Here is a 20,404-nt window from a genome sequence, read left to right as displayed (position 1 = left end):
TGCAACGTTATGAGGTCTGAGCAGTTTAATATTTAAGCTATTTAATATTTAAGCTAAATGTATAAATAACGCTGTACACAAACAACCGCATGAATAGATGATACGAATAAATAAAGGACAAAAACAATGGCAATTTTGGTATATGCAGAACATGACAATGCCAGTCTAAAAAAGGCAACTTTAAACACGATCGCTGCTGCTAAACAAATGGGCGATGATGTCCATGTATTGGTGGCGGGTAGTGGCGCACAAGCGGCAGCTGATGAAGCAGCTAAAGCAGATGGCGTGACTAAAGTATTATTAGCAGACAATGCCGCTTATGAGCATCAATTGGCTGGTAACGTTGCGCTATTGGTTGCTGATATTGCTGGTGATTATAGCCATATCCTTGCACCTGCTACCACCACTGGTAAGAACTTTATGCCACGTGTGGCAGCTTTACTTGACGTGAGCATGTTGTCAGAAATCTCAGCTGTAGTAGATGCGCAAACGTTTGAGCGTCCTATCTATGCAGGTAACGCTACGGCAACGGTTAAAACCACAGAAGACAAAGTCGTTATGACAGTACGTACGACAGCGTTTGACCCAGTAGCAAGTGAAGGTGGTTCAGCGACTGTTGAAACTATCGACAACGTACAAGAAACTGGTAAAGCAAGCTTTGTTAATGAAGAGATGGCCAAATCTGACCGTCCTGAATTAACTTCAGCAGGCATCGTTGTTTCTGGTGGTCGTGCCTTAGCAAATGGTGAAAACTTCACTAAATACATTGAGCCATTAGCTGACAAGCTTGGTGCTGCTGTTGGTGCATCACGCGCTGCTGTTGACGCAGGCTATGTACCAAACGATATGCAGGTCGGTCAAACGGGTAAAATCGTGGCACCGCAGCTTTATATCGCGGCTGGTATCTCAGGCGCTATTCAGCATTTGGCTGGTATGAAAGATTCTAAAGTCATCGTTGCTATCAATAATGACCCAGAAGCGCCCATCGCTAGCGTTGCTGATTACTTCTTAGAAGCTGATTTGTTTGAAGCGTTACCTGAGCTGACTAGCAAGATTTAGTTCTTAACGGTTTAGTGCTTTATATCGCTTAATCTATAACAGTTTTAAAAGCCTCCGGTTCAATGAATCGGAGGCTTTTTTTATGTAAAAATTCAAATCCTATTAACGGTCTATACTTCGAAAGTTAATTTTGATTTTATTAGCCTATCCACTATGATAGACTAAAATTTAGTCTATCAATTTAGCAGGATTTTGGATAAATAGCTTTATCATAGCGCCCGCGGGCTAAGTGATAGTCAGGTGATTGTTATGAATATATTCTCGTGAGAGGCTACTCATAACTGGATGCTATAGACCAATGAAGTAGTACATAAGGGATTAGGAGATACTAATGAGTGCAGGATTAAACGCGGCAGTACGCTTACCTCAAGAATGGCATGAGTGGGTAGCAACGAATATAATACGCGGTGTCCAAACAGAGACAATCATTGAGACATTAAAGAGCAATCACTTTTCAGATGCTCAGATCAAAGCCGCTCTCAATGATGAGTTAGAGCCAGTGGCGAATGACAGCAAGCAACCCATTCGTAGGCTGCCGAATAATTGGAAAGAATGGGTCGCTACTAATCTACTTGAGGGAACGAGTAAAAGCAGTATCGCGAACGTATTGGTGCAGCAGGGATTTAGTGAGGTAGAGATTGCCCTAGAGGTACAGACGGCTTTAAAAAGTCCCTATTTGCGAGCGGGTATAAAGGCTGCCAAAACGCTAAAAAAGCGAGAATGGCTACTTGAAACCTGTGATCACTTGGCTAGATTGGATGCCGGTTACAACCAACAGCTTGATGTCATTGATACGCCAGCGTTTGAAACCTTTATTAGAGATTATTATAGTAAGCACAAGCCTGTGGTACTTAAAAAAGGCATTGATCATTGGCCTGCTCTTAAAAAGTGGAGTCCACAATACTTTGCTGAGGTTTTAGGGGATGCAGAAATTGAGGTGCAGTTCGATCGCGAAAATGATGCGCTTTTTGAGCGGCATTCTGATAAGTATCGCAAATCGATGCTGATGTCTGAATTTGTCAATATGATAGAAAATGACGGTGAAAGTAATAACTATTATATGACTGCCAATAACACGCAACAAAACGTTGAAGCCATCAGATCAGCACTTGATGATATAGGGGATTTTGGTGAAGGCTACCGCCAGCTTTTAGACAGTGATGCAGCCTTTAGTACGTATTTTTGGATGGGACCCAAAGGTACTTTTACGCCGCTACATCATGACTTGACTAACAATATGTTGGTTCAAGTGTATGGCTCTAAAAAGGTTACTTTGATTCCAGCTTGGCAAGTGCCTTGGCTCTATAATGATTTGCACGTGTATAGTGAAGTAGATTTTCCCAATTTTGATTTGAAAAAACATCCATTGATGCAGCATGTGACCCCAGTTGAAGTTACTATTGATGCAGGCGATGCGTTATTTATTCCTATTGGGTGGTGGCATTGCGTAGAAGGGCTGGATAAATCTATTAGCATCAGCTTCACCAACTTTAATGCACCAAATAACTATGCTGAAAGCTTTAAAAAAGCGCAGAGTTGAGAGGCTGGATTAAAAAACCGAGCTTGCTCTTAAACTAAAAATGACTGATAACGCAAAATAGTGCTATCAGTCATTTTTTAATAAGTACTTGTCGATATATCCAACACTAATGCTAAGTATATTTTCTCTGGCGCAACGTCTCATATAAGCATAATGAGCCTGCAATGGCGACATTAAGACTTTCTTGCCCGTTAGGCTGCGGTAGAGCGATAGGGATGGCACACTGCATCAGCTCATCACATACGCCTTGGCCTTCATGTCCCATAATCCAAGCAATAGGTTGCTTTAAATCGTGTTGATAAATGACAGTATCAGTATGTGAGCTGGTCGCAAATAGCGGCGTTTGCACATAATCTAAAATATCTTGCACACTGAGATCTTCATAAATGGTTAGGGCAAACTGTGCGCCCATACCTGCTCTGAGTGTCTTTGGTGACCATGCTTGCGCGGTACCACTGGTACATAGGATATTGCGTATGCCAACTGCGGCAGCAGTGCGCAACAGCGTGCCCACATTACCGTTATCTTGTACATCATTAAGAATAAGACAATCGTCACTGATTGCCACTATGCTCGGCGTTGGTATAGTAATCAGCGCCATAATGTCGATACCGGTACCTAAGCTACGAATACTCTCATACAGTACATCGGACAAAGTCAAAATAGGTGTGTAGGTTGGCAGTCGCGTTAAAATCTGCTGAACCTCAGGATGCTGATGCGCTGAGTCTGCCAGGAGTATTTGCACGAACGGATAATCGCTACGCAGCGCCGCATCGATTAGATGCACACCCTCAATGACGGTTTGACCTTGCTTTTTGCGTTGGCGCGCTTGCGTTAATAACCCTTTGACAAGCTTGACGGTCGTATTTTTATCTGAGGTAATAAGCTCGGTGGGATTTGCTACCATAATGGATCGCTCAAAAATATAGAGAGTTATAATTGTCATTATAAGGCCTATCAATTATAGGACTTTATAATGACGGTTAGCAGATTGGCGCGGCTGAATTATTTATCCGTATAATTTACATGTAGGTTTTTAACGTAATCGACTTCGTTTTTGCTGCCAAGTACCACAGGGACACGTTGGTGAATATCGGTTGGCGCTATATCCAAGATACGATTGACTGCGTCAGTGGCAGCGCCGCCAGCACGCTCAATCAATAAGCTCATCGGATTGGCTTCATACATGAGGCGTAACTTGCCCGCCTTATTGGCATCTTTAGTATCAAAAGGATAAGTGAAAAGTCCGCCGCGACATAAAATACGATGCACATCACCGACCATCGCCGCTACCCAACGGGTATTAAAGTCACGACCACGAACACCAGTTTTGCCAGCGATGAGCTCGTCGATATATTGTTGCATCGGCGCGCGCCAATAACGATAGTTTGAAGCATTGATAGCGTATTCGCTGGTATCAGCATCGATGGTGACATTTTCTTCTATCAGCACATAGTCATTGGTATCAGGGTCTAAGCTAAACATCACAACATTATCAGTAATAGTCAGTGCTAATACCGTAGAGGTACCATATAGCAAATAACCGGCGGCTAGCTGCTGGTTGCCCGCTTGTAAGAAGTCGCTATTTTCACTGGTTTGACCTTGGCGTTGATAAGGTAGGATAGAGAAGATAGTACCGACGGCCATATTAATGTCGATATTTGATGAACCATCAAGCGGGTCAAACAATACCAATAAACTGCCATCGGCATTGGCAGGGGTGGCATCGTCGAGCTCTTCTGAAGCGACGCCCGCACAATGGCTGTTTTTTGCCAAAGCGTCTAATAATAAATCATTAGCCAACACGTCGAGTTTTTTCTGCTCTTCACCTTGGACGTTTTGATTGCCCGCTTCACCTAAGATATCTGCAAGCGCCCCTTTTCTTAATAACTGTGAGATAGTCTTACCGACATCAGTCACGGTAGTAATCACGTCATTGAGGGCAGGGTTACTGGCATGAGCGTTTAGATAGTTTGCTAAGGTTGTCATAATGCTTCCTGATAAAGGCTATTGAAATGAAAATGATTTAAAATAAAGGCTGGTAAATTTAAAGAACAAATGAGCGTTTGAGAAATATTTTAGCTCGTACTTAATGCCCTTAAATCTGGTAAATTTTTAAATACCCCACACGGCATCTTTGTCCTGACCACAAAATCAGCTACACTAGCGCTATTATTATTTATTTATCGTTTGGATAAGCGGATTTTAATGATGGTTATGACAGGTCTATGGCTATTACCCAAGAAGATGACGAATGCTGTTTTTTGCGGCGTTATGTCTATCACAGCCACTGGGGTAAATTGTAGCAAATAAGTGCCAAAATGTCCTTGTCTCTGTGCTTATCGACCATAAATCGCCAAAAAATGCATAAATGATGCTTAGCAAATCATATAAACCAACAATAAAGACCTGCCATTATGTCAAATTCTATCGATAGTCGCTCAACCCAGACCGTCTCGCCAACGGATTACGCTAAATTCGACCCTGATACCATTCATCAAAAGCTCAATAGCTCGTTAAGTCTTCCGCAGCTTAATAACGATGGCAGCATTCGCCACTTCTTAGGGGTAGAAGGGCTTAATAAGGCGCAATTGCAGGCAATTATTGCCAAAGCTGAAACGTTCTTTGATGAAAATGGGCAGCTGATTAACCGTCCTGAGCTTGAAGGCTATACGGTGATGAATTTGTTTTTTGAACCGTCAACGCGTACCCGTACAACCTTTGAAGTGGCCGAAAAGCGTCTTGGTGCCAATGTGCTAAACATCGATATCGAACGCTCTAGTACCAAAAAAGGCGAAAGTTTGCGCGATACGCTGTGGAATCTACAAGCGATGACGGCAGATATTTTTGTGGTACGGCATTCAGCGTCAGGCGCGGCCCATTTTATGGCAACCGAAGTGACGCCGGATATTGCTATTATCAATGGCGGTGATGGCTGGCATGCGCATCCAACCCAAGGGATGCTCGATATGCTGACCATTCACCGTGAAGCGCCGCGCCCATTTGAAGAATTATCAGTGGCTATCGTTGGTGATATTAAGCATTCACGGGTCGCACGCTCTGATATCAGTGCCCTGCAAACTTTAGGCGTTAAAGACATTCGCGTCTGCGCGCCGCGTACCTTGTTACCTAAAGGTATTGAGCGTTTTGGCGTACAAGTGTATGAAAATATGAATGACTGTGTCACGGACTGTGATGTCATTATGGGATTAAGAATACAAAATGAGCGTATCGGCTCGCCGCTACTGGCGTCGTCGAGTGAATATTATAAACACTATGGTATTACGCCTGAACGGCTGGCGCTGGCTAAACCTGACGCCTTGGTGATGCACCCAGGGCCGATGAACCGCGGTGTTGAGATTGCCTCAAGCGTCGCCGATGGAGCGCAATCTGTGATTTTAAAGCAGGTAAATAATGGTATCGCTATTCGTATGGCGGTCTTGTCACTGGCAATGGAAGGTCAGCGCGCCCATCAAGCTGAGAGTAAATAATACTCTGCTGCGCTGTTTTATATTTATTTATCCCATTTTATTGATACGGTAATAACGCTCATGACCACTATGTTAAATACGGATGCACCGATAATTAACCATCTTCCTCAAGCATTTAAAGATTCACTACCAAGCGGGGCAACAGACAAATTAGCTGCAGTTGCAACGGGCGGTGAGATGTGGCTGCTGCCACCTTTGGTTGATTTGTGCGCGCGCCTACGTGAACCAGGGCAACAACAACACGGTACGTTAGAATCAGAAGGGCGCGCTGCCCGTGGCAATGGTTTTTTGCATGTGGTGATTCCGCCTGATACCAATCCTATTTTAGAAAACGGCTCGCTGTTAAAAGGCTTGCGTGAGCGTGCGCTTGGTGATGGCGGTATTTATTTACATATTTTAGGTGCTCTGACCGCAGGCTTAGAAGGCGAGCGCCCATCAAATATTGCTGGGCTTAAAAAAGGCGGCTGTATCGCGGTTTCTAATGCGCGTCGACCTTTTCGCAATGACTTAGTATTACTGCGTACCTTGGAATATGCGGCTACTTTTAATATGAAAGTGTTCTTTTATCCTGATGAGCCAAGTTTGTCTGGTGATGGGGTGGCACATGAAGGTTATATCGCCTCATATCATGGTCTGCAAGGGATTCCTTGGATTGCTGAAACCGTCGCCTTATCAACACAGTTATTGATGGTGGAAGAAACGGGTATTGCAGCACATTTTAGCCAGTTATCTTGTAAGTCTTCGATTGAGCTGATGCGTTGGGCAAAGGATAAAGGGCTGCCGGTGACTTGTGATGTGGCGATGCATCAGCTGTATTTAACTGATGATAATTTAAAAGGCTTTAATGCCCAAGCTTATGTGCTACCACCGCTGCGTAGTAATACCGATCAGCAAGCTATCCGCCGCGGGCTAAGAGATGGCACCATTGATGCGATTTGTAGCCATCATGAGCCGCTAAATAGTACCGCTAAAAAAGCACCGTTTGCTGAGAGTACGCCCGGTATCTCAAACTTTGATACCTTTATGGCGTTGGCATGTCAGTTGGTACGTGATGAAGTATTAACCTTAGGACAGTTGGTCGATAAAATCTGTCTTAATCCAGCAAAAATCGCTGGTATTAGCGAGCAGTATGAAAGTATCGGCGGCGCAATATTGGTCGATCCAAATATCGAATGGCAAGTAACCACAGAATCCATGCTGTCAAATGGTAAAAATACGCCATTCTTTAATCAGCAGTTGCAAGGCCGCGTTGTGGAGACTTTCTTTGGCTAACTTGCCCCGACAGGATGATAATCTGCAACCATCCTCGAAGGATAACGACCGAAATTTAACCAGCCAGCAGCATAAACCGCACAGTAGTGCTAGTACCTCTAGCGAATCTATTAAAGCGGTCGCAATATACGAGGTGGTCAAAGGCGTCGGTGCGCTATTAGGGGCGGGGGCTTTATGGTCATGGCATAGTGACCTTGAGCATTGGCTTACGACAGCGACCGCTTCTTGGCAACAGAGCTTTGGACAGCTACTGGCACCGCAGGTTGATAGTGCGGTACGCATTGCTCAGCAGGCAAGCAAAAATTGGCCAGTATTTTTATTGTTGATTTTTGCTTATGCCAGTTTGCGCTTTCTTGAAGCCTATGGTCTATGGCAAGACAGAACGTGGGCATATTGGTTTGGGGTATTAGGCTATGGGATATTTATCCCTATCGAGCTTTATTATCTGTTTGCAAGCCCGTTTGATTGGTTTAAGCTTGCTATCTTGGTATCGAATATTATTATTGTGATCGTGGTTTATCGCAATATGAAGCGTAAAGGTTTGATATAACTAGGCTGCTATAAAAACGAATAAACGCGTTCAATAGACCTAAAAAAGCCAGTATAAGCGATGATACTTATACTGGCTTTTATTTTACTAAAACGACTAGATTAATACTCTTTAAAGTCTATATTTCTGCTACTGGCTCATCAGTGCGAATACTTTTGGCGACTTTACCGACGCTCAAACCTTGCACCAAGATAGAGAATATCACCACCGCATAAGTCAGCGCCAATAAAATATCACGCTCGCTGCCTGCCGGCAGCTGCAAGACCAGAGCAACCGAAATGCCGCCACGTAATCCGCCCCATGTCAGCACTTTCCACGCGCCTGTCGGTAAATCAAGCTGACGGTGAAAGGTTTTGGTGGTCATACCTACCACGATAAAGCGCGCAAGTAGGGCAATAACAATGGTCAAACCAGCGGCGATAAACAAATTGCCCGAATAAGCTATCATCACCACTTCTAAACCAATTAACACAAATAAAATAGCATTGAGAATCTCATCAATTAATTCCCAAAATAGGTCGATATAATGGCGCGTTTTATCGCTCATTGCCAGTGCCCGTCCGCGATTACCAACCATTAACCCCATCATTACCATCGCAAGTGGACCTGATAAATGCCAATGGCTGGCGAGTGCATAACCACCTATTACGCCTGCCAGCGTCAATAATACTTCCTCTTGATAACTATCGATGCTTTTTATTAAATAATATAATATGCCGCCGAGTATCAAACCAAAGATAATACCGCCACCCGCTTCAACGGCTAAGGTATGGGCGACATAATTGGCCGTTGGGATATCGCCGCTCGATAAAATACCGAGCAGCAGCACGAAAATAACCACGCCGATACCATCATTAAATAATGACTCACCAGCAATGACGGTTTCAATACTTTTTGGCGCGCCTGCCGATGCCAAAATACCCATGACGGCGATAGGATCGGTCGGCGATATCAAAGCACCAAACAATAAGCACCACAAAAACGGCAGCCGAAAACCAAATAGCGGCAGCATAAAGTATAGCGCAGCGGCAATTAATAGCGCCGATACGATCGTGCCAATACAAGCAAGGATACCAATGGGCAATTTATAACGTTTTAAATCGCCAATATTGACGTGTAGCGCCCCGGCAAATAACAACATAGACAGCATGCCGTCTAATAAGACTTCGGTAAAATCAAGCTGCTCTAATAAGCTCACTTCGTAATCAATCAGCTCATCAAAACCTAAAAAGCCCAAAAATATCGCACCGATAGATAGTAAAATGGAGATAACCATCACGCCAATAGTCGTTGGCAGACCGATAAATCGATGGTTTACGTAAGTCAGTAAGGCGGTAATCGATAAAAAAATAGCGCTGATTTCTAGTATGGTCAAGCTGCTGGTAGGAGCCATAAAAAAGGTCTCAAATAATGATAAAAAATCGTCCTAAGATTAGAACTTATAAAGATTGCCTGGGTTTTTATTTTAGTTATTTTCGCGCTTGCATGCTAGTTATGAATAGCAAACTTATTTTTAGTAATGCAACTTGCTTTAGGGATTACCTTGATTGCGCTTGTAGCGTTTGACGAATATGAGCATCAAACTTAGGGACATAAGCAAAGTATTGATGCTGGGCATCCTCATTTAGAATAAATTGCTTAGCTTGTTGGCACATGGCGCTTAAGTCATCGACCAATTCTTGATAGCTGAGATTGTCTTGTCCAGCACGTTCAATCAATGTCAGCTCATGTAGTAGCGTTTGCTGCTGGGCGTTATTAACTTTAGCATAATTGAGATCCACCAATGCCTGACAAAGCGCCTTTAATACCATTAAATCTGCCGTTGCGTAACGGCGTATCTCGCCAAGCGATGCATCGATAAAGTCGGATATTTTAGGAGTATGAGTCACAACGGCTAATATGGCGACGCGTGGTTTATTGTTTATGCTTTCAATATTGCTGTTGTCTGAGTTTGTTTTATCTGGCGCAGGTTGCTCTGACGTTGATTGATCTGGGCTTGATGTATAAAAGTGATAGGGGCTGGGAGGCTGACGCCGCATCATAATGCTTAAACAAGCGGTCAAAGACTGCACACAGTTGACCGCTGTTTTTGGATCATTAATCCCTGGTGAGAGGGCGCGTACCGCGATTTCAGTCATTTGTCCTAAGCTATAAGCGATATCGTTGGGGTGGCTTAAGCGTTGCTCAATACGTATACAGCCAGCAAAGCGTTGCCAGAACAGCCCATCAGGCGCACGCGGGACGATAGCCAGATTTGGCGTATTGGTTTGATGGCGATTGTCTGAATGGTCGGCTGGACGCTGATAAAAATAGCCAATAATATTTCTATCAGTGACAAAATCACCAAGATTGGCGTTCATGTGCACCACGCCGCCATAATCTTGGGTCAAGGTGATCAGTGACTCTAGATAAATTTGCTGCAAATAGCCTGAGCACGGTGGATAAATCGGCGTGGCAGGCCAAGTATGAAATTGTTCAACGTCATGATGTTTAACGTCACGTTGATGCTCAATATCGCAGCGGTCTTTATACCAGTAGTGAATATTTTTAATCGCCTCATTACTTGCGCCTTGAATCACATGTGATGCCTGAATCGCATGTACCATATGCTGCACGAAATACACCAATAATAACGCGCAAATAATCGCCATGATAATGGCAAAGGTCACCGCCAATTGCGGCACCCCAAAACCAACATCATATTTATGAATCGCTTTTAACACCAATAAACTATAGCTAAAAGTGCCAATAAACGCACCTAAGACAAACTGATTAGGCGTATCGGTCAAAAAATTACGTAACAATCTGGGGCCAAATTGCGAAGACGCCATCGATAACACGGCAATCGTAATCGAAAAAGTGGTCCCAGCGACACCGAGTACGGCACCGGCAATGGTGGTCATAATAGCGCGGGCGGCATCATCATCACCTGTAAAGGCAAAGGTGATTTCTCTAACTGTCTCGCGGTCGAAATGTTCATCAATCGTGACCAATACAGGCGCAAGTAAAATACCTACCACCACACAAGCAGTTGGAATAAACCAATAAGAGCCAATAAGCTGCTGCCATATATTTCTTAGGCGATCAGGCAAATCGGTCAGCGTCTGTAGCGACCAGAGCTGGGTAAATTGCTTTAATCTATGCATGAGTGTAAGCCATGCAAATTTAAGCCAGCCATTCTCAGGGTGTTTATCCAATGTTTTGTGCTCCACAAATGACCTAAAAACTAACCTAAGAAATAATCCCATTTTTATTAACAATTAAGGATTCTATTTGGCTGATAAAATCTCTTAAAAGTAAATTACCTTACCATATAAGCCATAAGGATTAAAAATTTAGTAAAAAAATAAGCCCCTGCAGTAGGGGCTTATTTATGTCTCATTACGGTTATAAGTAAAGTTATATTGAGCTAATTTGCTGTAGGATTATCCGCTTCAGTAATGATATCGCTTCTATTGGTAGCGTGCTTGCTGTCAGCATTCACTTTGTCACTATCAATATCAACATCTTTAGGTAGGATAATTTCATTATTATGCTCGTCATACTCTATGTCGCTGTCTTTATCATAAGCGACCGGCTCAAAACGTGGCGTGACGTCATCACTATCTTTATCTTCCTTAATTAAGTGATTAGGAGTCGCAGCGTCAGATTTTCTAAAGAGTTTAGAGCGCTCTTTTTTAGCTAAATCGGCTTCGTTTTCCGCTGATTTTTTTCGCGGTTCACTATGAGCAAAAATAGTATTTAACGGCATATTTAATTGCTGCTTGGCATAGGCTTCTGTATTTTCAAAGCGATTGACCAACAAGCTTAGCCACGGTTTTTGGTCTTCTGGGCTCATCTCATCCAGCTCATCTTTGATAGGTAAGGGATAAGGTAGAGTGCGATAAAAGTCCCATAAAGTCATTTTGCTCAAATCTTTTTTCAGCACATAATCTTCTTCTTCCGTCATGGTAATCAAGTTGCTGTCTTGTAGATAATTAAGGTAGGTATACCATTTTGGCAGCTCTTTACGCCCCAAGACATTGCGCAATGCTTGTTCGCTCACCGCTTCGCCTTTTAAATGATGGGTATAAACAAGGTTTAGCATATCGAGCAAGCTTAAGAGCGGGTGGCGCGGATAGACCTCTTCGGTCTCAAAAATAGTCAAGGTATAGCTAATCTCAACGCCCAATAAAATCAAGTTCCACGACAGATATATCCATAATAAGAAAATTGGCAGCGCCGCAAACGCACCATAAATGACTTCGTAGCTGGTAAAGTTTGCCATCACCGTACCAAAAAGATTCTTCATTAGCTCAAAGATAATGGCGACAAACACACCGGCAATGGCGGCATTTTTTGCAGGGACACGCGCTTTTGGAATAAACCAATACATACTGATAAAGCCGGCTACCGTGATGGTAAAGGAAACGACTTGTACCCAAAATGACCAGTCGATACCATAACCAGCAATTTGTCTATTTAAAAAACTTAGGCTTTGTACCGCGCTTGAGGCAAGGAATGCTGTGCCTAATACTAACGGTCCTAGCGTGACGATGGTCCAATAGCGCAGCATACTTTTCATACCACCAGAGCGGTTTTCTACCCGCCATATTTGGTTAAAAGCGCGCTCAATGGTCGTCAAGGTCATGATGGTGGTAAAGAATAAAACCATCGCGCCGATAATGGTCAGATTTGACGATTGCTCAGCAAAGGTATTGATATATTTACTGACCTGTAAGCTCGATTGGGGCAGCAAATTGCTATAAATAACTTCATAAATCTGCGCTCTGACGGAAGCCAAGGCTGGAACAGAGGACAAAATCATTAAGAGTACCGTTAGGATAGGTACAATGGATAATAAGGTCGTATAGGTCAGTGACGCGGCTTTTTGTTGGCAATTATCTTCAAAAAAATGCCGCGTCAAAAAACGCAGAAATTGAAACCAGCTTTGGTGTAAAAAGGGGATTTTTTTTAATAAGTTTTCCATGACGACCATTTAACGCGGATAAGAGTGCGAATAGTGTAGCAAAAATGGGCATTGAGAATCTGCCGCTTAATTGTGTCGAAATGCATTTAAGCGACTTTCATATCATTCTATAGTGGATTAAATATAAAAACGATGTAGCGGAACAGTGATGAATTTTTTGCAGCCTCTGTCTGCGTAGGCACAGCAAGCCAGAAAAACTCATCCCTGTTCTGCGTCATAACCATAATCGATTCAATTAGTATGGATTATATATAACAGCACTTAAACTAGAGTGTTAAGTGCGCTTTGTTTGCATGTCAGTGAATGACTCGGGCATAATGTGCACATCTATTTATAATGCCTGTTGTCTGCTATAAGTTGCCCGCTATATATGATGCAAATAACACATATATCAAATAACAACGTCAATGATTTTAGAAGGAAGTTTTGCTAATGAGTCAGACCGCCCCTTATGTCTTGGTACTTTATTATTCAAATTATGGTACGACTAAGACATTAGCATATGCCATCGCCCAAGGTATTGAAGACGCTGGCATGACGGCGCGTATTCGTACGGTGCCGATAGTCGCGCCTGAAACCACGGCAAGTAAGCCTGCTATTCCTGATGAAGGCGATCTTTATTGCACCATGGATGATTTAAAAGATTGTAGCGGTCTGGCGCTTGGTAGTCCGACGCATTTTGGTAATATGGCAGCACCCATGAAGTATTTTTGGGACAATACCGTGACGCTTTGGCTGGCTGGTAATCTACAAAATAAACCAGCAGCCGTATTTACCGCCACCGGTTCGATGCATGGCGGGCAAGAGACGACCTTGCTGACCATGATGATGCCGCTATTGCACCATGGCATGATGATTGTGGGCGTCCCTTATGCTGAGCCTGCCCTAAATCGTACCCGTGGTGGTGGCTCACCTTATGGCGCAAGCCATGTCAGCGGTGCTTTACATGATCAGCCTGTATCAGCAGATGAGCGTGAACTGGCGATTGCTCAAGGGCGTCGTTTGGCGATTACGGCTTCTGCCTTAGCCCAAGCCAATTGGAATCGTTAATTGCTGTCTAGTTAATTGACCTCTAACTATTGCTGCTTGCTGCTATCAATTAGGAAATAAATATCTCTCATGGCTACTAACCGCTCGAATCAGGACAATAACATTCAAACGCCAACTGAAAAATCAACTCAGGCTACTAATGCTGTTAAGGCGCAAAAACCGATAACGCCTATTCGTCAGCGGTTAATGGTGACGTGGTTGGTATGGCTGGTTTTTAGATTATTGGCGCTGCCGATTTTAATCAGTGTCTTTAATCCCAGTAATCCAGATATTATCGGCGGTATTGCTTGGCAAGCGCTATGGTTGGTGCCGGCGTTTGTCTTGACGCCATCGATATTACGTGGGCGTTCGCCGTATGCGCTATTGATAGGCAGTATGTTTACCTTGGTTTATCTCGGCGCGAGCGGTGTGGTGCTGTTTACGCGCATCTATGGCAGTAGTTGGGCTGAGATAGTGGTATATCTACTTGATTTTGTGTTATTGCTGGCAATCAATGTTTGGTTATTTATCTTACTAAAACGCCTACCGTCAATGAATAATGTCGTTAAGCAACCACGTTCTCGCTAGATGAGTCTTGGCATCTTGTATTGTTGTAACCTATATTGATAGCAAGATTGATAGCAAAAAAGCGGCGCTCTACTTTAGAGCGCCGCTTTTTTATGTTAGTCATTTATGCAGAAATAATGGCTTAATTAACCTTGGTTAATTCTAAATCCATCTTTTTACCGTCGTTAATCTGACTGACTTTAACCGGTAGATAATCTAAGCTTGGCGCCAACCAAAAACTGGTCGAGCGGCTGTTGTCATCATGGACACGGTCGACACGCACGGTGTCAAAGGTACCCGCTGGCACGGTAATCTTAGTATTACCTGATTTTTTAAACGGCGTTTTTTCTACTTTGTCTTTTTTCGCCATGTAATAGTTGCCAGAGAATTTACCATTTAACAAGTCTTGGCGAATTTGCACCTCGAGGCTCAAATCATCAAAAGCTTGCTGCGCCATATTCATGGTGGTCGACTTGCCGCGATAGTTACTTACCACCTTTTTACTGCTTGGATTAAAGTCCAGTTTATGGGTACGACCAACACCCAATAGCTTATAAGTAGTGCTTGCTTGGGTTGGAACGACATTATTACCGTTAATGCTAAAGGTACTGTTTTGCGCGGCACTTGCGACACCGGCTACCCGCGCATTGACGTTATATTTCCACGTATTGCCGGCTTTATTTAACGTACGCGTAGCCGTCCCTTTGTATTTGTCTTCAACGGTAAAGCTATAATTGGCGCTTGATGGTTCAATGTTTTTGGCGCTGGCAAGGGTAGGTGCGGTCATACTTAAAGCTCCAATCGCAGCAATGCTCGCCCCAGTGGTTAAGACGGTAAAAAATTTAGATGGGCTGCGTTTCGGGTTATTAGAATCGGTTGCTAGGGATTGTTTATTGTTTAATAAAAAACTCATGGATATTCCTTAATTTGGTTTCAGGCTGTGTTATCAGCTTTTATTTATAAATATTGTCTTTTGTTTGACTGTTAGCTTTTATTTATAGGTCTTGTTATGTGCTCAGTCTTATATATGGTCATACTCTGTTACATTTTCAAGGGCAGCGACAGAGTCAAGCGTTTGGCTAATGTAGTTAATGTTGCTGGTTTTGCTAAATAAAGCAGGCGCAGTAACTTGCTGTAATCTTAGTAAGACGGCGTAAATGGAATAGATAGCAATAACTAAAGTGCATTCAGGTCCTACCGCTTGCATTTACAGCCACTATTCGATAGTAAATCCGATGTTTTAGAATAATGCTGAGACCTTTAATAGCGTGCAATTCAATCAAATGATTTTTTTAAAACATCATTACTGACTGAATAAGCGACAATGTGCAAAATTCTTGTAAATTTTTGGTCTTTACACTTGAACCGAACTCACCTTGCCCCCACTTTTTGATACAAGCTCAAAGCTTATCTAAAGAATGCTGTTTTTAAGCAGACATTTTGATAGATCTTGGTATTGAGATCATTAATTCAAATAAACCCTTACTTTTAATAACCAACTTTTGGAGTCATATCGATGAACATTCGTCCTTTACATGACCGTATTGTCGTCCGCCGTATAGAAGAAGAAACAAAAACTGCGGGTGGTATCTTACTTCCTGGTTCTGCTCAAGAAAAACCTTCACAAGGTGAAGTGCTAGCAACCGGTAACGGTCAGATTCGTGACAACGGTGAAACTCGCGCGTTAGATGTAAAAGCTGGCGATAAAGTCTTGTTCGGTCAATATGCTGGTCAAACGGTAAAAGTTGACGGCGAAGAGCTATTGATTATGAAAGAATCTGATGTATTGGGTGTGCTAGAAGGCTAATTGTCCACGAGGCAATTTTAGCTAATTATTCTTAGCTAACACCATTTATACCTCAAGAGCATTTATAAAAAAATTCTTTAAAACATTTAATTGCATTCTCATACTTATAATAGTGGAGTAATTTAACATGGCAAAAGACGTAAAATTCGGCATTGATGCCCGTAAACAAATGATGGACGGCGTAAACGTTCTAGCAAATGCGGTAAAAGTAACTTTAGGCCCTAAAGGTCGTAACGTGGTTATCGATAAATCATTTGGCGCACCTACCATCACTAAAGATGGTGTTTCAGTTGCCAAAGAAATCGAGCTTGAAAACAAATTTGAAAACATGGGCGCGCAATTGGTGCGTGAAGTTGCTAGCCGTACTAACGATGTTGCTGGTGATGGTACAACGACTGCTACTGTATTGGCTCAGTCAATCTTGCAAGAAGGCATGAAATCTGTTGCCGCTGGCATGAACCCAATGGATCTAAAACGCGGTATCGATAAAGCTGTACGTGCAGCAGTTGAGCAAATCCATTTGCTATCAACGCCAGCTGATGATTCAAAAGCGATTGCTCAAGTTGGTTCTATCTCTGCGAACTCAGACACCAAAATTGGCGAACTGATTGCACAAGCGATGGAAAGAGTTGGTAAGCAAGGTGTTATCACTGTTGAAGAAGGTTCAAGCTTTGAAGATACCTTGGAAGTTGTTGAAGGTATGCAGTTTGACCGTGGTTATATCAGCCCGTACTTTGCTAATAAGCAAGACAGCTTAACCGCAGAATTCGAAAACCCATATATCTTGCTTGTTGATAAAAAAATTAGCAATATCCGCGAAATCGTGCCATTACTTGAGCAAGTCATGCAGCAAAGCAAACCGTTGCTAATCATTGCTGAAGACGTTGAAAACGAAGCGTTGGCTACTTTAGTTGTCAACAACATGCGTGGCGGCTTAAAAACTTGTGCCGTTAAAGCACCAGGTTTTGGCGATCGTCGTAAAGCCATGCTAGAAGATATCGCAACGCTAACTGGCGGTACGGTTATCTCTGAAGAGATTGGTCTAAGCCTTGAGACTGCTACTTTAGAGCAGCTTGGTACCGCTAAGAAAGTCACGGTCGGTAAAGAAAACACCGTTATCGTTGATGGCGCTGGTAACAAAGCTGACATCGAAAACCGTGTTGAATCTATCAAACGTCAAGCTGAAGAATCAACGTCTGACTATGATAAAGAAAAGCTTCAAGAGCGTATGGCAAAACTTGCTGGCGGCGTTGCTGTTATCAAAGTTGGCGCTGCGACTGAAACTGAAATGAAAGAGAAGAAAGACCGTGTTGATGATGCGCTACATGCGACTCGTGCAGCGGTTGAAGAAGGCGTTGTCCCTGGTGGCGGTGTTGCCCTAGTTCGTGCGATGAATGCATTGTCTGAGCTACGTGGTGATAACGACGACCAAAATGCTGGTATCAATATCTTACGTCGCGCAATGGAAGCCCCATTACGTCAAATCGTCACCAACTCTGGCGAAGAAGCCTCAGTTGTGGTTAACGAAGTGAAGAGCGGTAGCGGTAACTACGGTTACAACGCAGCTTCTGGCGAATACGGCGACATGCTAGAGATGGGTATCCTTGATCCAGCTAAAGTTGCTCGTTCAGCATTAGAAAATGCCGCTTCTGTTGCAGGCTTAATGCTAACGACTGAAGTCATGATTACTGATTTACCGCAAGGTGATGATGGTATGGCTGGCATGGGCGGTGCTGGTGGAATGGGCGGTATGGGTGGAATGGGCGGCATGATGTAATTTATGCCTCTACTAAATTTGTATGATGTTATGGACCTCGGTTGCTTTAATTGAATAACCGTACTTTTTTAGTCAATCTATAAGATACTTTTCGCTAGAAGTGTAAGTATTTCTGTAAAAGTGTTTGAACTACCGAAAGCTCTGTTGTCGTTAAGATAGCAGGGCTTTTTTGTGTCTGGTTGTAGTAGCCTAGTTAATTTGGATAATAGGCTATAAATGGATTGATATATCTCAAGTTGATAGTGCCGAGTAAGGATTTACAGTTATGGTAAATATTGAACTGTTATCTAGGTTGAGTCGCTTCTATTAACCTCATAACCTTTAACGTATGTTATATCGTTTAAAAATTAAAAGACTATAGAGTAGAGTAAATCTATTCAAAAATTATATAAGCTTTTAAGTATATAAAATTTCTTTAACTATATGCTAGTATTAGAATATAGGTTAAATGGACTTAAAATTTATTCAAGGGAATAGTTGGGCATGTGCTGTAGGTTAATAGCTACAACAGCTTGTGTGCCATTTAAGGCGATAAAGATGAAAAAAACTAGGCTTGGAATTCTAATAGAAGATGAAACATTAGCATGGCACATGTTTGAACCATTAAAACTTCTAGTTGATGAGGGTATCGTTGAGGTTTGTATCGCTGTTCGACGAAGTGTAAAACCAAAATCTATCATATCTAATGTAACAGAGGTTATTCCATTTATTAATCAACGAATATTCTCTTTCCTTTCTCGTACTAAAAGTGATGTTAAGGGTTATTCTATCCATGATTTGGTAGCTAACGGCAAGATACCTATCATTATATCAACACCAAAACAGTATCAGTCTACTGATGAGATTGAAGACTCAGTTATTGAGAAACTTGGAGCAGCAGATCTAGATTACCTTCTTAATATTGGTTTCCAGAACTTAACTGAGAAAGTCTTAGGTATTACAAAAAAAGGTATTCTTTCTTTTCATTATGGTGACGAAACCATAAAACGAGGTGAACCAGCATTGTATTGGCAGTTTGCCGAACGATGGGATCATAGCGTAGTTAGTCTACACCTATTAAGTGATTCCCTTGATGGTGACAAAGTTGTGGGGAGAGGTTATTGTACTTTGTTCTATTTGAACTATAACTTAACTGAGCATAAATTAAATGGGGTTCTAGCATCAATATTGTATTGTTATTTCCATAACAATAATATTGGAGTCGAGAGTGAAAAATTTGCTGATTCAATTGACGACTGCAAAAACTATAAGACCACTAAATATTTAACTGCTATAAGGCATTTGACGGGTTATTTAAAGTATTACGCTGTGGAAATATTTTATAAAATTTCTTATCTAAGTCAATGGAGTATTTTTATTGGCTCTGTTGATCAATCAATACAAACATATACGGAGCTATTACCTGAAAAAGGATGCTTTTGGGCGGATCCTTTTTATATTGAACAAGACTCAAGGCGCTATATATTCTTTGAAAGCTTAAATTACAAAGAAAATATAGGTCGTATAGAATGGGTAGAACTGAATGAAAGCAATCAAGTTATTGATTCGGGACCGACAAATTTAGGTATTAGCGTTCATTTGAGCTTTCCTAATGTATTTAAGTACAACAATGTAATATATATGATTCCAGAAGCTGCAGAGACCAATTGCATTAACCTATTGAAAGCGACAAACTTTCCTCACAAGTGGGAGAAGGTTCATAAGTTGGTTGTTGGGGTGAAAGCATTAGATAGTGCAGTTATTAAACACAATGGACTATGGTATCTTTTCACGACTCATGGTTCACTATCAGAAATTACAGCGGGTTTAGAGTTGCAGATTTATATTTCTGACAAGTTAATGTCGGATGATTGGACACTCCATCCGCTTGCACCTATCAAGATTGATGTACGTGGATCACGATTAGCAGGAGCACTATTTCGGAAAAATGGTCAGTTGTTTCGTACTGCCCAGGACTGTACAATTAGGTACGGACGTAGGATAGCTTTATACTTAGTAGAAGATTTGACGCCGATATCCTATAAAGAAACCTTTGTGCGTTATATTGAACCCAATTGGGCAACTGATATCGATCGTCTCCATACTTATAATATCTATGATCAAACTGTCGTACTTGATGTTTCAAGAGATAGGTTTCGCTTTACCGTATAGTTATTAAGAAATCTTATGGCAGCTGTGCTAATTCTTTGTCAAAAAACCCCGATAGGCTGAGCTTATGAACCGACCCCCATAAGTTGGACACAACTTATGGGGGTATTTTTATGCGTTACGATCTAGACTTTAAGATGCAAGTCATCGCATACTATCGGCAAGGACATACCGGACTTGCCACAAGTGAGAAGT

At 42.3% G+C, this 20,404-nt stretch carries 16 protein-coding genes; 10 read left to right on the top strand and 6 right to left on the bottom strand.

Annotated elements, in window-relative coordinates:
• The first annotated feature begins 126 nt into the window (after positions 1-126).
• Together JMX50_RS10075 and JMX50_RS10070 are read left to right on the top strand one after the other, a co-directional pair.
• Positions 127-1,059 carry an electron transfer flavoprotein subunit alpha/FixB family protein gene (locus JMX50_RS10075; protein ID WP_201562622.1) on the top strand — a complete coding sequence of 311 codons (933 nt, stop codon included), beginning with the start codon at positions 127-129 and terminating at the stop codon, positions 1,057-1,059.
• A gap of 331 nt (positions 1,060-1,390) precedes the next feature.
• Positions 1,391-2,599 carry a cupin-like domain-containing protein gene (locus JMX50_RS10070; protein ID WP_201629437.1) on the top strand — a complete coding sequence of 403 codons (1,209 nt, stop codon included), beginning with the start codon at positions 1,391-1,393 and terminating at the stop codon, positions 2,597-2,599.
• 112 nt (positions 2,600-2,711) lie between these two features.
• Here JMX50_RS10070 and JMX50_RS10065 read toward each other — a convergent pair whose 3' ends face one another.
• Both JMX50_RS10065 and JMX50_RS10060 read right to left on the bottom strand, forming a co-directional pair.
• On the bottom strand, positions 2,712-3,506 hold the full coding sequence (locus JMX50_RS10065) for a TrmH family RNA methyltransferase (RefSeq protein ID WP_201629436.1): 795 nt from the start codon (positions 3,504-3,506) through the stop codon (positions 2,712-2,714).
• Between the two features lie 98 nt (positions 3,507-3,604).
• Positions 3,605-4,588 (bottom strand): class 1 fructose-bisphosphatase, encoded by a 984-nt coding sequence (locus JMX50_RS10060; protein WP_201629435.1) that lies wholly within the window; start codon positions 4,586-4,588, stop codon positions 3,605-3,607.
• Positions 4,589-5,016: 428 nt separating this feature from the next.
• Here JMX50_RS10060 and JMX50_RS10055 point away from each other — a divergent pair, with 428 nt between their 5' ends.
• From JMX50_RS10055 to JMX50_RS10045, 3 genes are read left to right on the top strand one after another with little or no spacing between them, the layout of a single operon-like run.
• Positions 5,017-6,090: an aspartate carbamoyltransferase catalytic subunit gene (locus JMX50_RS10055; protein ID WP_201629434.1), complete on the top strand. Its 1,074-nt coding sequence runs from the start codon at positions 5,017-5,019 to the stop codon at positions 6,088-6,090.
• Between the two features lie 60 nt (positions 6,091-6,150).
• Positions 6,151-7,362 (top strand): dihydroorotase, encoded by a 1,212-nt coding sequence (locus JMX50_RS10050; protein ID WP_201629433.1) that lies wholly within the window; start codon positions 6,151-6,153, stop codon positions 7,360-7,362.
• Positions 7,355-7,912, top strand: a complete 558-nt coding sequence (locus tag JMX50_RS10045) for a DUF2127 domain-containing protein (RefSeq protein WP_227671022.1) — start codon at positions 7,355-7,357, stop codon at positions 7,910-7,912. The genes JMX50_RS10050 and JMX50_RS10045 overlap by 8 nt, the downstream gene beginning before the upstream one ends.
• A 118-nt stretch (positions 7,913-8,030) precedes the next feature.
• On the opposite strand, the gene JMX50_RS10040 is transcribed toward JMX50_RS10045, so the two are convergent.
• The 3 genes from JMX50_RS10040 to JMX50_RS10030 all read right to left on the bottom strand — a co-directional run bounded on the left by JMX50_RS10040 (position 8,031) and on the right by JMX50_RS10030 (position 12,881).
• Positions 8,031-9,305 carry a cation:proton antiporter gene (locus tag JMX50_RS10040; RefSeq protein ID WP_201629431.1) on the bottom strand — a complete coding sequence of 425 codons (1,275 nt, stop codon included), beginning with the start codon at positions 9,303-9,305 and terminating at the stop codon, positions 8,031-8,033.
• Between the two features lie 145 nt (positions 9,306-9,450).
• A complete protein-coding gene (locus tag JMX50_RS10035) occupies positions 9,451-11,058 on the bottom strand; it encodes a DUF2254 domain-containing protein (RefSeq protein ID WP_227671021.1) in 1,608 nt (535 codons plus the stop codon).
• 263 nt (positions 11,059-11,321) lie between these two features.
• The gene (locus tag JMX50_RS10030) at positions 11,322-12,881 is read right to left on the bottom strand and encodes a YihY/virulence factor BrkB family protein (protein ID WP_201629429.1); all 1,560 of its coding nucleotides are present in this window, start codon (positions 12,879-12,881) and stop codon (positions 11,322-11,324) included.
• A gap of 432 nt (positions 12,882-13,313) precedes the next feature.
• Between JMX50_RS10030 and wrbA the strand changes: the two genes are divergently transcribed.
• Positions 13,314-13,931, top strand: a complete 618-nt coding sequence (gene wrbA / locus JMX50_RS10025; protein WP_201629428.1) for an NAD(P)H:quinone oxidoreductase — start codon at positions 13,314-13,316, stop codon at positions 13,929-13,931.
• Positions 13,932-14,000: 69 nt separating this feature from the next.
• The gene (locus JMX50_RS10020) at positions 14,001-14,498 is read left to right on the top strand and encodes a hypothetical protein (protein ID WP_201629427.1); all 498 of its coding nucleotides are present in this window, start codon (positions 14,001-14,003) and stop codon (positions 14,496-14,498) included.
• Positions 14,499-14,619: 121 nt separating this feature from the next.
• On the opposite strand, the gene JMX50_RS10015 is transcribed toward JMX50_RS10020, so the two are convergent.
• Entirely contained in the window at positions 14,620-15,390 is a 771-nt protein-coding gene (locus JMX50_RS10015) for a DUF3108 domain-containing protein (protein WP_201629426.1), read from the bottom strand.
• Positions 15,391-15,993: 603 nt separating this feature from the next.
• Between JMX50_RS10015 and JMX50_RS10010 the strand changes: the two genes are divergently transcribed.
• The 3 genes from JMX50_RS10010 (at position 15,994) to JMX50_RS10000 (ending at position 20,212) form a co-directional block, all read left to right on the top strand.
• Complete coding sequence (locus JMX50_RS10010) at positions 15,994-16,284, top strand: co-chaperone GroES (RefSeq protein ID WP_010196840.1); 291 nt, start codon at positions 15,994-15,996, stop codon at positions 16,282-16,284.
• Positions 16,285-16,411: 127 nt separating this feature from the next.
• Positions 16,412-18,061 (top strand): chaperonin GroEL, encoded by a 1,650-nt coding sequence (gene groL / locus JMX50_RS10005; RefSeq protein WP_201619970.1) that lies wholly within the window; start codon positions 16,412-16,414, stop codon positions 18,059-18,061.
• Positions 18,062-18,598: 537 nt separating this feature from the next.
• Positions 18,599-20,212, top strand: coding sequence for a hypothetical protein (locus JMX50_RS10000; protein ID WP_201562594.1), 1,614 nt, complete (start codon positions 18,599-18,601; stop codon positions 20,210-20,212).
• Positions 20,213-20,404 lie beyond the last annotated feature (192 nt).

The organism is Psychrobacter maritimus (assembly GCF_904846345.1).
Classification (GTDB): Bacteria; Pseudomonadota; Gammaproteobacteria; order Pseudomonadales; family Moraxellaceae; genus Psychrobacter; species Psychrobacter maritimus.
The sequence above is the reverse complement of the archived record's forward strand: the minus strand, read 5'-3'. Positions and strand labels throughout refer to the sequence as shown.